This window comes from Shewanella sp. 6_MG-2023 (genome assembly GCF_030547195.1).
Taxonomy (GTDB): Bacteria; Pseudomonadota; Gammaproteobacteria; order Enterobacterales; family Shewanellaceae; genus Shewanella.
On the sequence record NZ_JAUOQU010000031.1, the window covers coordinates 1 to 14,010 of the forward strand.

At 41.8% G+C, this 14,010-nt stretch carries 10 protein-coding genes, 1 tRNA gene and 1 pseudogene; 2 read left to right on the forward strand and 10 right to left on the reverse strand.

The features are described from left to right. Nucleotides 1-116 precede the first annotated feature (116 nt). Nucleotides 117-193: transfer RNA gene (locus Q4533_RS16125), tRNA-Met, on the forward strand. 488 nt (nucleotides 194-681) lie between these two features. Here Q4533_RS16125 and megL read toward each other — a convergent pair. The 7 genes from megL to Q4533_RS16160 all read right to left on the reverse strand — a co-directional run bounded on the left by megL (nucleotide 682) and on the right by Q4533_RS16160 (nucleotide 10,055). Further along, nucleotides 682-1,851, reverse strand: coding sequence for a methionine gamma-lyase (megL, locus tag Q4533_RS16130; protein WP_102437665.1), 1,170 nt, complete (start codon nucleotides 1,849-1,851; stop codon nucleotides 682-684). 393 nt (nucleotides 1,852-2,244) lie between these two features. Next, nucleotides 2,245-3,294: a 2-alkyl-3-oxoalkanoate reductase gene (gene oleD, locus Q4533_RS16135; RefSeq protein ID WP_102437667.1), complete on the reverse strand. Its 1,050-nt coding sequence runs from the start codon at nucleotides 3,292-3,294 to the stop codon at nucleotides 2,245-2,247. A gap of 66 nt (nucleotides 3,295-3,360) precedes the next feature. Then, entirely contained in the window at nucleotides 3,361-5,076 is a 1,716-nt protein-coding gene (oleC, locus tag Q4533_RS16140) for an olefin beta-lactone synthetase (protein WP_303503319.1), read from the reverse strand. 69 nt (nucleotides 5,077-5,145) lie between these two features. Further along, nucleotides 5,146-6,030, reverse strand: coding sequence for an alpha/beta fold hydrolase (locus tag Q4533_RS16145; RefSeq protein ID WP_102437671.1), 885 nt, complete (start codon nucleotides 6,028-6,030; stop codon nucleotides 5,146-5,148). Between the two features lie 48 nt (nucleotides 6,031-6,078). Then, complete coding sequence (locus Q4533_RS16150) at nucleotides 6,079-7,128, reverse strand: 3-oxoacyl-ACP synthase III (RefSeq protein WP_076539890.1); 1,050 nt, start codon at nucleotides 7,126-7,128, stop codon at nucleotides 6,079-6,081. A 253-nt stretch (nucleotides 7,129-7,381) separates the two neighbouring features. Continuing rightward, nucleotides 7,382-8,692, reverse strand: a complete 1,311-nt coding sequence (locus tag Q4533_RS16155) for a methyltransferase (RefSeq protein WP_102476875.1) — start codon at nucleotides 8,690-8,692, stop codon at nucleotides 7,382-7,384. Nucleotides 8,693-8,768: 76 nt separating this feature from the next. Then, nucleotides 8,769-10,055 (reverse strand): chemotaxis protein, encoded by a 1,287-nt coding sequence (locus tag Q4533_RS16160; RefSeq protein ID WP_347230786.1) that lies wholly within the window; start codon nucleotides 10,053-10,055, stop codon nucleotides 8,769-8,771. Nucleotides 10,056-10,284: 229 nt separating this feature from the next. Here Q4533_RS16160 and Q4533_RS16165 point away from each other — a divergent pair, with 229 nt between their 5' ends. After that, a complete protein-coding gene (locus Q4533_RS16165; RefSeq protein ID WP_102437673.1) occupies nucleotides 10,285-10,515 on the forward strand; it encodes a DUF1289 domain-containing protein in 231 nt (76 codons plus the stop codon). An 86-nt stretch (nucleotides 10,516-10,601) separates the two neighbouring features. Here Q4533_RS16165 and Q4533_RS16170 read toward each other — a convergent pair whose 3' ends face one another. From Q4533_RS16170 to Q4533_RS16180, 3 genes and pseudogenes are all read right to left on the reverse strand, one after another. Then, nucleotides 10,602-10,958 carry a YajD family HNH nuclease gene (locus Q4533_RS16170; protein WP_076539886.1) on the reverse strand — a complete coding sequence of 119 codons (357 nt, stop codon included), beginning with the start codon at nucleotides 10,956-10,958 and terminating at the stop codon, nucleotides 10,602-10,604. 142 nt (nucleotides 10,959-11,100) lie between these two features. After that, nucleotides 11,101-13,071 carry a BCCT family transporter gene (locus Q4533_RS16175; protein ID WP_102437675.1) on the reverse strand — a complete coding sequence of 657 codons (1,971 nt, stop codon included), beginning with the start codon at nucleotides 13,069-13,071 and terminating at the stop codon, nucleotides 11,101-11,103. 340 nt (nucleotides 13,072-13,411) lie between these two features. Further along, nucleotides 13,412-13,975: pseudogene (locus tag Q4533_RS16180) on the reverse strand (DUF502 domain-containing protein); the annotation flags it as partial. Between the last annotated feature and the right edge of the window lie 35 nt (nucleotides 13,976-14,010).

Here is a 14,010-nt window from a genome sequence, read left to right on the forward strand (position 1 = left end):
CGGGATGGAGCAGTTTGGTAGCTCGTCGGGCTCATAACCCGAAGGTCGTTGGTTCAAATCCAGCTCCCGCAACCAATTCTTTTTAATGCAGTGTAACAGGTAAGTTTTTAATCGGACGCGGGATGGAGCAGTTTGGTAGCTCGTCGGGCTCATAACCCGAAGGTCGTTGGTTCAAATCCAGCTCCCGCAACCAATTTAAATCATTTTAAATTATTAATACTCTTCTTAAATTTAAAAATACCCTTCTTAATTTCAAAATATTCTTCATCATTTTTCAAGCTCAAGTGTATTGCGCCGATTTTTAGATCCTCAGTTCGGGCTCAACTCTTATAAATCTGCAAAGGTCGTTGGTTCAAATCCAGCTCCCGCAACCAATTTAAATCACTTTCAAATAGTAATACTCTTCTTAAATTTTAAAATATCCTTCTTAATTTCAAAATATTCTTCATCACTTTTCAAGCTCAAGTGTATTGCGTCGATTTTTAGATCCTCAGTTCGGGCTCAACCCTAATAAATCTGCAAAGGTCGTCGGTTCAAATCCAGCTCCCGCAACCAATATAAATCACTTTCAAATAGTAATACTCTTCTTCAATTTCAAAATATCCTCATTAAATTTCAAAAAACTTCTAATAATTTTACTTGCTAAAGCCGTATTTAAATCGCTTTCAAAAGTTTTATTACCTAAAGTGCTTGTTCAATATCGATAATCAAATCTTCTACGTTTTCTAACCCAACTGAAATCCGTAATAAATTATCGGTTATCCCCGCTTCTGCTCTCGCTTCGGGGGTGTAGGGTGAATGAGTCATTGATGCAGGATGCTGAATAAGTGACTCCGCATCGCCCAAACTCACGGCTATCGTGAACAGTTTTAATTTATTTACAAAGTTAATCGCATCTTGTTCGGACCCTATTAATTCAAAAGCGATTACCCCACCCGCTCGACGCATTTGTTTGCCGACATATTTAAAGCCTTGATGATTTTCAAGCCCGGGATAAAAAACACTGCTTACTTTTGTATGTTGATTAAGGTAAACAGCCAACTTTTCAGCATTGTCACAATGACGGCTTAACCTGACATCTAAGGTTTTTAATCCTCTTAAAATTAGCCATGCATCATGGGGCGAAATAACACCGCCAAAGTCTTTAAGAATTTGGTATTTTAATTGATGAATATGCGCTTCACTTCCACAAACAATGCCTGCAATGACATCCCCATGACCATTTAAGTATTTGGTTGCACTGTGGATCACCATATCAATACCCAAAGTCAGCGGCTGTTGCAATAAAGGCGTCATAAAGGTGTTATCAACAATACTTATCAAATTATTGCGCTTTGCAATAGCTGCTATTGCGGTTAAATCAAATACTTGTAAATGCGGATTGACAGGGCTCTCACAAAATACCAATTTAGTATTAGGCTGAATTGCCGCTTCAATTGCTAAGGGATCTGAAAAGTCTACAAATGTTGTATCCACGCCATACCGTTTTAGTTGGCTACTCAACAAAGCAAAAGTGCAGCCATACACCGCATTTGATGAAATTAAATGATCGCCAGCCTCCAGATGAGTCATTAACGCCGCTGAAACAGCAGCCATGCCTGAGGCACATGCAGCGGCAGATTCTGCCCCTTCAAGTAAGGCCATTTTACGTTCTAACTCTGCGGTAGTAGGGTTACCAAGACGCGTATAAATGTAGCCTTGTTCGTCACCGGCAAACCTGGCTCCGCCCTGCTGGGCATTGTCAAACACGAAGGTGGCACTTTGATAAAGTGGCGTGACTAATGCGCCAAACGCTTCCTTTATATGACCACCATGAATCGCTACTGTGGCTGGTTTCCATTGATCTGGCATCTCGCTCTCCCAGGCCCACATATGAATTTAAATTATTTTACTATGTGTGTGGACAGGAATTTAAGATAGCGCGCTGAAAATTTTAACCAATAGTTTAGCGATTATTCATATTGAACACATTGTAAACACAATGTTACATCACAACCAAGAATGGCGCGCAAGATGTTGTTTTTACATATTTAAAGTTTTAGATTGTGACTGCGGTTATAAACAATGAGTCAACGAGGATTCTAGTGGTTATAGTGATTAGTGATTTGCACAGCGCTTTAATAATAATGACAGATAATATACAACTGATGTGATGAAACAAGATCACCAGCAACAACATGTATACTGGTAATCCCTTGCTGATAATTTAAATTTCAACTTAAATTAGCGATTTAAATTATCGGCTTAATTTAGTGATGCTTTTAAGCGCAACATACCTTCGTCAATACTGATCAGCGCTTCATAACCTAAATCGTTTTTAGCGGCGCTAATATCAAAATAATGACAGGTGGATAATTGTCTTGCGACAAACCTTGTCATAATCGGCTCTTGCTGTTTACCAAGTATTTTATAGATGGTTTCTAATACCACACCCGCGCTATACGCCACACCAGCAGGAACTCGTTTCGTCACTGGAGCAATATCAACACAGGCTAAAATGTTATTGAGCATGGCCGCCATAGTGATAGGTTCATCGTTACTTAAAAAATATGCCTTACCTGCACTCTTAGCTTGTTGCGTTAAGTCTACTGCCGCAAGAATATGCGCATAAGCGGCATTATCAACATAAATGGTATCAACCAGTTTATCTTGTTTACCCACCAACTTTAGCTTGCCGATTTTCGCCCGCGCTATCACTCTTGGCACCAAGTGTGGATCTTCAGGTCCCCAAATTAAATGCGGTCTTAATGCGGTGGTTTTCAACTGCGGCCCATTGGCTTCTAGCACCATTTTTTCGGCAATGGCTTTAGAGTGACCATAAAAGTTTAAAAAGCTAGCGGCATAAGGGGAAGATTCATCAATACCGGCTTCATCTTCACCCGCAAAGGTGACACTTGGAGTACTGGTGTAAACCACATGATTGATCTTTAATGCTTTACACGCACGCAGGATATTAGCGGTTCCATTAACGTTAGGGGCAAAATAGCTATCTCTATCGCCCCAAACACCCGCTTTTGACGCCACATGAAACACTAAATCACAATCTTGCATCGCCGCTGCTAGCGCATCTGAATCGCTAATATCACCTTGATACATGTTAACGCCCATCGCCGTTAATGCAGGATATTCACCACGAGCAAAACCATTAACTTCAATGCCTGCTGCTCGCAGACGAGTACAAATCGCTTTACCTAAAAAACCACCTGCCCCGGTGACAAATACTTTGTTAACCCGACTTTTAAGCGCAGCTAAGGCTGCCTGTTCTGGCTTTAATAACATTTCGAGTTCAAGCATGTATTTACCTAATTGAGAACGCTAATAAAAATTGATTGTTGGCAAACATTTCAGCAACGATTTGCACTATTCTTTCCACTGTTTTTGAGCCCAAACAGCTAATTTTTCTCTGAATATTTTCGCGTTGTGTCTGACATCCACAGGAAAATCTGGATGAATTAAAAAACGTGAAATACCCATTGTATGTGTATGTTTTTCAGCGATATCAACTAACTCTTGGTATAGCGCTTTACTGTTTGAGCAAGTCATGGCTTTATCAAGTTCGACACATAACAGTGGTTCAATATTGCCATTGTTGACAATATTCACCAGTGCTGAACGTTTTACTTGTTTATGGGTGTTAAATACCCGCTCACAGGGAATTGAAAAATAACGTTTACTAAGGCTACCTTTTAGAGTTTGATCAACTCGATGGGCCTTGCGGCCACACATCCATAATTGCCCTAATTCATCCAAGTAACCGACATCACCCATGCGGTGTCGAATACCGTCAGCATCAGTAATTTTGGCCAGCTTAGTTGCACTATCGCGATGATAATACTCACGACTTACCATCGGCCCTTTTACGACGATTTCACCAATCTTTCCTACAGGTAAAATATCGGCTTCATCCCAATGGCTGATAACTGACTCAGTAATATCGATAATGCTAATCTCAACACCATCAATGGCTTTGCCCACACAAATACCTTTACCTGCATCGGTTGCGGCGGTGGTATCAAACAGTTCACTGCTTGGCATCATGCTAATCGGCAAAGACTCTGTCGCCCCATAAGAGTTGAGCACCTCAACTCCTGTTGCTAACATTTTGCTAAAACGCTTTATTGATGAGATGGTTGCTGGCGCCCCTGCTGAAATAACTCTTTGCACGCTTGGTAATGTAAATGCTTGGTTTTGGGCTGCGGTTTTAGTTTCAGCAGCGGCGCCTAAGCGCTCCAGCAATGCCGGATTAACAAACATATTAGTACATTGATATTTCTCAATCGCTGCGAATAAATACTCAGGATTAGCGGTTATGGGTTTACTGGCGTCCATCGCTGGCACAATAGATGCCATACCCAGTGCAGGGCCAAATAATGAAAATAATGGAAAAGTCGCTAAGTCGCGCTCACCGGGCTTAATGCCGTAATCATGTTTAAGGGCGCTAATTTGCGCTTCAAACATGCCATGGGAATACACCACACCTTTTGGGGTGCCTGTACTGCCACTGGTAAATAAAATTGCCGCCATTTGATCATCACACAGTGTGACCATGGGGTAAGCTTTGGCAAATGATCCACTAACCTGTGGCAAGGCGTCAATACTCACTGCGCCTGATAACCAACGCTGAATACTACTGCCGCCCACATTTAAGCAAAGCTTAACCGAAGATTTACCCCAACCTAATATTCTTCTGGCAATATGGGCTTTAGGGATACCAATAAACACATCGGGTTGTGACTCTTCAAAACATTGTTTTAAGTTTTTAACCCCCATACCGGGATCGACCAGAATAGGAATTACGCCCGCTTTAAATAACGCAAACGTTAGCACGAAAAAATCAATGCTTGGGGTCACCATCAACACAGCTTTCATGCCAGCTTGAAGGCCAAAGGCATTTAAACGATAGGCAATATCATCAGATTGTTGGTTTAGGGAGCCAAAATCGACGTCTTGATAAGTTAAAGCGTGAGAGGCTTGATTGGCAGATGTCGCTGTTTGCACCGCGACAGCTAATTGAGAAGGAAAGTTATTTGCCGCATCTTGTAAATGCCGACAGATGTTAGCCGTTTTTAATGTCATAAGCCTGATGTCATTGGTTTATAACTTGGGCGTGAATAATGAGTATTTCATCACGCCCAAGGTCGCTGTTTAGCTTTGCTGGTTGTTAGCCATAAAGTTCTGAATAAGCCCGATGACATCTTCGCTAGCATCTTCAAGAATATAATGACCACAGTCATCAAACTCTCTTACTTGCGCATGGGGCATATATTGACGCCACTTTGCTAAAAAGTGCTTATCAAATACAAAATCCTGTAGTCCCCAACAAATCAGTGTTGGCACTTCAGAGAATTTAGATAAACTATCAGCAATATTTGAAACTAACTCATAGTTACGATCTTCAGGCTTTAACGGAATATCCTGCACAAAACGTAAGGTTGAAATACGGTTTTTCCAGCTATTAAATGGCGCAACGTAGGCTTCGCGCACTGCTTTGGCCATTGGCTGACGTTTAACACCCACATAGGATGCAATGGATGAAAAGGCATTAAAGCCTCTGACCAAAAACGTCCCTAAAATAGTTTCGCGGCAAACCCATAATGCCCAAGGAAAAGGCTTAGATTCAGGTAAGTGAAATGCTGCTGTGTTTAAAAATACTAAGCGCTTAATGCGCTCAGGATAACGGGCAGCATAGCCCATACCAATCATTCCGCCCCAGTCATGAACCACTAAGGTGATGTTTTCTTTGACATCTAAATGATCTAACAGCGCTTCTAAATCATCAATACGATTTTCTAATGTGTAATCGTATTGTGGGTCATCAGGTTTATCCGATAAACCACAACCAATATGATCAGGCACAATACACTGATAATTGGTGCTTAATGCACTGACTAAGTTACGGTAGTAATAACTCCAGCTTGGATTTCCATGAACCATAACCACTGGCTCACCCTGGCCTTCATTAACATAATGCAGTTTGTTACCACTGCGGTCTAAATAATGGCTATCAAAAGGCAACAGATTTTCTAACATGATGCTTCCTACAATTTTATAATACTTATTCTATAACCAGCGAAATGATTACCACTTGATGCCTAGCATCATACAGTTCAACCCGCTGCCTATGCCTAGAAAGCTCACTTGATCGCCTAATTTTAAAAAGCCTTGGTCGTGGGCCATCGCCGCTGTTACTGGCAGCGAAACCGTGCCCATATTGCCCAAGGTTTCATAAGTTGGAAATTCTTTTTCATGAGGAATATTGAGAGCATTTAACACTTGTTTGCGGTTTGATGCGCCCACTTGATGACAAATCACTTTATCAACTTGATCCACTAACCACTCACGCTGAGTTAAGAAGTGTTCCCAAGTATGCTTAGCCAGATCAACCCCTTCTTTAAGTAAGGTGACGGCATCGGTACGCATAAACTCACGATATAACTTTTGACTGGTTTCTTGTAGGCCCCACTGACATAACTCGTGATGCTCAGGCGCCGATAAGTGGCTGGCACCTAATAGCTGATGATTACGAGTATTTTTAAGCGGTAAGCTACCGTCAGTTAAGATAACCGCAATCGCACCAGAGCCACCGGTTAAGGTCGCTAGCGATTGGGCAAAATTCTGCATTGTCGGCTCATTGAGCATATTGTCGATAGTGACTTCAACAATATCGCGCGCCGATTCACAAGATACCACCATACCGGCTTTAATTTGTCCAAGCTCAATACGGTTAGCGATATCTAAAATGCCAGAAAGCACACCTAAACAAGCGTTACTGATATCGTAAATCGCGGTATCTTTAGACACACCAAGCTCTGCAGCCACGCGGCACGCGGTTGCGGGCTCATGTTGGTCACGGCACACGCCTGTGTAAACAACTGCCCCTAAATCACTAACATTGATACCTGTTTCAGCAACCGCTTTACGGGCAGCACTGATAGCGCCGTCAGATAAACGATAACCTTTTGGCCACCAGCGACGTTCCTTAATACCGGTTAAAGCGGCTAATTGCCCCATTGGAATACGAAACTTTTGATAAAGCGGCGCAAGACGAGATTCTAGGTCTAGACTAGACACCACTTGGGGTGCTAACTCATAGGCCATACTATTAATAAAAACGCGGGAATATTTCATGAAACCGTATCAATCGCTCACTTTAAGGCCGCCTTAGGCAACCGAATTTATTGGTATTTGCTACTAACCCGCCATTTGAACAAGAAAAGCTTCAATATTCAATACAAAACCACAATTAGTAATATATAAATCTACCAAAGCCGCAGTTTATCGCTGGGGTATTAACTGTATCACTAAAGGGGTTAATCAAGAGGATTTAAAATAAAAACTATTAAACAGTACCTTAGAAAACTATTCGAACAGAATTATTTAATTAGGTTAATTTTTCAGCTTGAATTAACCAATTCCTTGGTGTGATTTCGTTTGCACAAAATTCAACCATGGTAACTTGATAACCCTGCTGTTGTAAAAAGCACATTCTATCCAGTAATAACCACTGCTCTAAAGCGTGCCTAAACAGGTGTGCGACTAGATCGATACGCTGAGTTAGCCTTTGCCTAGCTACCCCTTGAGCAAGATAGGCATCAAAGTCGGTTACAGCGCCGATATTGACTTGTTTTTGCGCCCCAGCCCAATAACAAAAATCACTAAATGATGCCGATAACTGGCTTCGTTTAACACTGGGGATCGGCAGATAGCGATCATTACCGCTAATATCTCGCTGCAAGCTATCAAAGCCTAAGCGCCAAGCAATTTCTTGATGTCGTAATGCTTGCTGCTTGTCATTGGCAATCACACTTTGCTGCAGCGGCAACTGTAAATCATGTCGCGATAGCTTAAGGCCACTGTTTTTTGCAGCATGGGATAGCGGCTGATAGTAATTAGCTTGAATAAGATGATAACAACAAGGTGAAAACGAGATTTGTTTGGTGTTTGCTTGAGCGGCTAACTCCAGCAGCCTAACATGTAAATCACCACAGGCATGTAACGCAATGGCATGTTGCTCTGAACTTAGCGGGTTGGCCCCTAATGTACTATTGGCTAAGTTAAACACATCAACACAATGAAACTGCTGCGACAATTGCCACTTGTCTGCAAACTGCTGGCCTTGCTCACACAAGCTTTGTTGCCACTCTAAACTGCTAACCTTAACTTGATGGGTTTTAGCAATATAACGTCCCAAATGGCCTTTACCTGCACACCATTCAACAATCGGGTTTCCTTTAGGAATATGCGCTGAAAAAGCAGTAATTTGCTGCCACTTTCGGCCTTTGATATGGGCGCTGAAATGGCTAAGCTCAGTGTCAGACAGGCCTATTTCTACAGCGTGTGCTTCAAACGATTTGGGTTCTGGTCTCGTTAACGATACATCACCATTTGTCGATGTGCTTAACATCGCGGCTAAGCCATCAATTTTCATCCCCAACTGCTGCATATCTTGCATCAATGACGGCAGTAACGCCGATACCAATGCCCCTTGAGCTACATCTAGTGCCTCTATGTCAGTATCAGCAATGGCCCAAACCTTTGCGGCTAAGCAAGGAAACTGCTCAGACCAAGGTAATTGCTGACAATCAAAGGCTTTCACTTGCCACAAACTATTTAGCTTTAGTAAGCACTCGCTAAGCTGGCCTAGCTTGGCGCTATTGTCGCTACAATTGTTAGCGTCTGTCGCGCAGTTCATGGCAATCTGTGTGCTCATTGGCATCCTATGGTTTATTGGTGTGATTGATGGTTTACACCATCATTAAGCACTCTCACTACTCACTACCTGCGACTTTGATAGCTGATTTAGGGTTAGATTTGGGTTCAGACTTTCGAACCGCCATGCGTTTACCTAACCAAACCCCCATAGCTAGAGGCGCAAAAAATATCGCAATTAAGAATAAAATGAAATACACAATCACACTTTTAATTAACTCAATCACTTGGGCAAACACTAATTCAACGGTTTTTTGGGTTAGTGCATCTAAATCTTGAATAGCAGCGCTGCGTTCATCAGCAATCATTTGCGCTAACGCTTCTCGCTCGTGAACAATAATTAAGGCTAGTGATTCACGCTCTTTTGATAACTGCTGCAGTTTATCATCTGTGACATCACTCAGTTGATCTAATAATGGCGCCAGCTCCACTCGCATATCACCGGCAAGCATGGTCATCATTTCAGGGGTTTGCTGCATTAACTGCTGAAATTTTTTGGTGGTTTCACTGATATTTTTAAGGGCTAATTCTATATCAGCGGCGCTAACATCAGCATGAAGTGCATATAACTCGGCTTTCCAGCCAAGAATTTTTGGCATCTGCTCAGTGGTCATCGCCATACGATCAGACATATCACTCATCACCTCAGGCATTGAACCAAAAGTGGTAATGGCTTCAAACTCTGAAATATTGCTAAAAGCCAACCAAGCATTAAAGGCAGTAGTGCGGGTAAAGGTAATATCCTCAAGCGGATTTTCAGCCACATATTGGCTCACAAACGCTTGATTATTTTTGAACTTTTGGTTGCTAATAAAGCCTTTTACTGTCGAGACGAATTGATCCGCTAATTTTTCACTGCTATCTATCGCGAGCTGCTGTTGTTCACCGAATAACTCACTGCCAGCACCAGTTTCATAAAACTGCTTCATTTGCTCGGTCAACACCCAAGTATCGAGCATTGCCGCTACTGGAGAGGCTTGGAATATAGCCCGCTGCAGGCTTTGCTCAGCGTAAATTTTCCACATTAAGGTGTTAGCTCTAACGTTGTCATCATCGCTATTAGCTGCAATGCGGTCTGCGGTGGCTTCAATTTCAGCATAAAAGCTATAACTAAATTCACGGCTAAACATACGCATGTTTATCTGCTCTTTAGGTAAGGGTTCAACGCCACTTTCAAGCTTAACTTCTAGCAGTGAACAAGCCGTTAAACTTAAAGATAACAAGCCGATACTCATAAGGCTAAGCAGTTTTTTACAGGTGATAATAAGGGGGTGAAACTGAGCAAACCAGCAACGACTACTCAGGCTAGCAAGATTTTTTACAGCTAAATTAAACCATGATTTCATGGTACTCTCCACGCAATAGCGACACAATAAAGCAGCAAGTTGGCTATTTATTATAGCAAAAAACCAACGAAACACTGACAACAAAGCCATAGTTACAACCAATTAAACTTGCAAATAACTTAATTAATTCAATAAACTATAGCTAGTCGCAGCCTAGTTTTATTTATTTAATTTGTCTATATGGTTTAATCAATAAATGCCAAGACTTTAGAACGGTAAAGGATTAACAATGCACTCACCTTGCGTCGCCAAATGCGGCTTAAATGAAGCAGATTACTGCATGGGCTGTTTTCGCCACATCAATGAAATTGTTGGCTGGGGACAAGCCAGTGAAGAGAAAAAACAAGCGGTATGGCAACAACTGCCACAACGAAAAGAACGAATGAAAGGCGGTAATAATAGCCAGATCATCAGCCGTGAGAAGTGGTTAAAAGCCCAAGCGGAAATTGAACAGCCTTGAATTGTAAAGCTGAGCAATAAAGCTTTCAGCCAAGCACAAAAAAGCCCATAAATATGGGCTTTTCATCTGAGTATCAGTAAACAAAGCTACTTTTTCATCATTGCTTTTAAATCTGCAAATGGATTATAGGTAGCGGCTTCTTGCTTGGTTTCAGTGGTATTGCCATAACGGATCAACTCTTCAAATCGAGAATGTTCATTATCGTGGCAATACAAGCATAACAATTCCCAGTTCGAGCCATCTGACGGGTTGTTATCATGGTTATGATCAACATGGTGTACCGTCAGCTCAGATAAATTCTTATGAGTAAACTCACGTGTACAACGGCCACATATCCAAGGATAGAGTTTTAAGGCTTGTTCACGGTAGCCTTTTTCACGAGTGGCTTTGTAATCTCTGGCTTCTGCTAATACTTTATCTAATTTACTTTGAGTAGCTGACATCGACTTTCCAATTTACTTTCATTACAAAATTACCCCAAGGATAAGCGCTGTTATCGGTTGGGGCAATGTTTTCTATCACAATTGCACTGCTCGAGTAATACTAACATCACTTAAAACAAGCACCGCTTAAAACAAGCAGCCGCTAGTAAGTCACTAACTCTGAATTAGACAAATGCTGGTAGTGTAAATAGCGTTCATATTGATTAACGATATCTGCAATAATTTGCTCTTGAGTATAACCCATCACATCGTAATGCTGACCGCCGTGCTCTAAGAACACTTCCACCCGATAATAGTCTTGCTCACTAGCAAAGCCTTCGACATCGGCACCATTCATGGTAAATGCTCGAATACGCAGCCCATAAGCAAACTGCAGGGTTTCGTTGTTACCGATCAATAAACGTACCCTTTCATCATCTTGGGTGATGACAGCAGGCATATTTTTAGCTAAAAATATTTGTCTGACTTGTTCAAGTCCCGGTTTGGCGATGTTATCTAAAAATCGCTGCGCATCTTCTTGACTGGGGTGAGAGACCAGTACATCAATACGATCTTCCCAGCTCATGTTGGCTTTAGCAAATTGCACACTGGTATTGTGTTGCTGCACACTTTCTAATTTCAAGCGATCATCTTGTAAGGCTTTATACAAGCCAAGGCACATCAATAGCATCACAATCATGATTGGCATTGCACTGGCAATCGCTGCTGTTTGTAACGCTTGTAAGCCACCAGCGAGTAATAATACGCTCGCGACAACACCTTGCAGTATCGCCCAAAAAACTCGCTGGCCTACTGGCGCTTGTTCATTACCGCCTGAGGTCAAGTTATCAATCACTAACGAGCCGGAATCTGATGAAGTAACAAAAAATGTTACCACTAAGAATATGGCAATGATGGACAATACTGATGAAAATGGTAGATGCTCAAAAAATCGAAACAAGGCCACCGATACATCATTAGAAACCGCATCCGATAGATAACTCGCCCCATGGTTTCTAATCATATCAATGGCGCTATTACCAAATACTGTCATCCATAGGAAAGTGATGCCAGTTGGGAAAAATAACACCCCGACTAAGAATTCTCGAATAGTGCGCCCACGACTGACACGAGCAATAAAAGTACCTACAAATGGCGACCATGAGATCCACCAGCCCCAATACAATAATGTCCAGCCACCAAGCCAATCATCTTTTTGCTCGTAGGCGTATAAGTTAAAGGTTTTACCCACAATATCACTTAAATAACCACCGGTATTTTGAACAAATGCTTGCAGTAACAGCACTGTTGGTCCAAGAACTAAAACTGCCACAAGCAATAGCAGTGCTAACGCAAGGTTAAGCTCACTTAAACGTTTAACGCCTCTATCTAAGCCTGCAAAAACAGAAACCGTTGCTATCGCGGTAATCGCCATAATGATAATAATTTGCACAGTGATGTTATTTGGCAAACCATCAATTAAATAACTTAAGCCTGAATTGACCTGTAGCACCCCAAAGCCCAATGAGGTTGCAACGCCAAACATGGTGCCGATCACCGCAAACGTATCAACCGCGTGCCCTATAGGGCCATAGATACGCTCGCCAATGAGTGGATATAAGGCAGAACGTGGCAGTAAAGGCAGTTTATGACGATATGAGAAATACGCTAAGCTTAAAGCCACTACGGCATAGATTGACCAAATATGGATGCCATAATGGTAAAAAGTAATCTTCATGGCATCTTTTGCAGCCTCCAGTGACTCAGGCGTTGCATCAGGTGGGGCTAAATAATGCATCACTGGCTCTGCCACGCCAAAGAACATTAATCCAATACCCATCCCTGCAGAAAACAGCATAGATACCCAGCTTTTAAAGCTGTAGTCAGGCACGGAATGATCTGGACCTAGTTTGATGTCACCAAAACGGCTCATCATGACAAAAATAATAAAGATGAGAAAAATAGCCACCCCAACAATATACAACCAGCCCGCTTTAACTTCTAACCAACTTTGAATGGCTTTAAAAAATTGGCTAGCTTCATTTGGCCAAACGGCACAAATAAATACCATGACAAAAATAAGCAATACTGAAGGGAAGAAAACCGGAGGGTTAACACTCGCTTTCTTAAACATGATTGAGACCTGTAAATAGGATAATGAACACAGCTACATAGGTAACAATTGCGCTGACAATTGCATAAGTATAGGCTGGTTCTATTGGATTGCGTTTAACGTAATCATTGAGGGGTAAATTTGTACTCGTGCGCATTGGGATTAAAAAGCACTATTTCTTAGTTGCTGAAGTGCTATTATCTGACGCCAAAGTTTCATTAGCTGACGCTTCATCGCTAGTTGCATTGCCGCTAGCATTTGCGTTTATATCACTATTGGCATTAGCGTTTGTATTTGTATTTGTATTTGTATTTGTATTAGTATTGGCATTAGCGTTTGTATTAGTATTGGCATTAGCAATCGAGATCCCCGCAGTTAAGTTAAAGCGCATGGCATCTTCAAATGACCAATCGACTTCAATTAAATCTTCACGCTTGACTAAACTCGTCACCCCAGCCATTTGGTAGCTAAGCTGAAACAATACTGGCACCCAATCACCTTCAGGTAGGGCTTCAGTAAGCGGTTTAGGCGCCTGTTGATTCATGATAAAGCCAACCACATAACCGCCATTGGCTTGCTTGATCAATACGGTTTTTTGATTCTTTGGCTTACCGTCTCGTTTCATTAAGTTCGCAATATCACGAATACTGCCATAGACAGATTTAAACAGCGGGAACTTCATTAATTGACGCTCAAGCCAAGCGTATAACCAAGCAAATGGGCTAAATGAAAATAACAGCCCTGAAATAAACACTAACACTGCCACCAAAATAAACCCGGCGCCGACAAAGCTGTTTTCTAAATTAACAATATCCAGCAGTAAATGGCCTAAACCATCTAAAGAAATAAATAATGACCAGAATAACCACAGACTCAGTGCCATTGGCAGTAAGTTAGTTAAACCACGAGAAAGGGTGTTTTTCATTGAGCCTACAAAACGAACGAGGAATTACAGAAATT

What these genes read in the sequence shown, in the direction of transcription:
- megL (WP_102437665.1), bottom strand. Translation starts at nt 1,851, where the DNA reads ATGCCAGATCAATGGAAACCAGCCACAGTAGCGATTCATGGTGGTCAT.
- oleD (WP_102437667.1), bottom strand. Translation starts at nt 3,294, where the DNA reads ATGCTTGAACTCGAAATGTTATTAAAGCCAGAACAGGCAGCCTTAGCT.
- oleC (WP_303503319.1), bottom strand. Translation starts at nt 5,076, where the DNA reads ATGACATTAAAAACGGCTAACATCTGTCGGCATTTACAAGATGCGGCA.
- Q4533_RS16145 (WP_102437671.1), bottom strand. Translation starts at nt 6,030, where the DNA reads ATGTTAGAAAATCTGTTGCCTTTTGATAGCCATTATTTAGACCGCAGT.
- Q4533_RS16150 (WP_076539890.1), bottom strand. Translation starts at nt 7,128, where the DNA reads ATGAAATATTCCCGCGTTTTTATTAATAGTATGGCCTATGAGTTAGCA.
- Q4533_RS16155 (WP_102476875.1), bottom strand. Translation starts at nt 8,692, where the DNA reads ATGAACTGCGCGACAGACGCTAACAATTGTAGCGACAATAGCGCCAAG.
- Q4533_RS16160 (WP_347230786.1), bottom strand. Translation starts at nt 10,055, where the DNA reads ATGAAATCATGGTTTAATTTAGCTGTAAAAAATCTTGCTAGCCTGAGT.
- Q4533_RS16165 (WP_102437673.1), top strand. Translation starts at nt 10,285, where the DNA reads ATGCACTCACCTTGCGTCGCCAAATGCGGCTTAAATGAAGCAGATTAC.
- Q4533_RS16170 (WP_076539886.1), bottom strand. Translation starts at nt 10,958, where the DNA reads ATGTCAGCTACTCAAAGTAAATTAGATAAAGTATTAGCAGAAGCCAGA.
- Q4533_RS16175 (WP_102437675.1), bottom strand. Translation starts at nt 13,071, where the DNA reads ATGTTTAAGAAAGCGAGTGTTAACCCTCCGGTTTTCTTCCCTTCAGTA.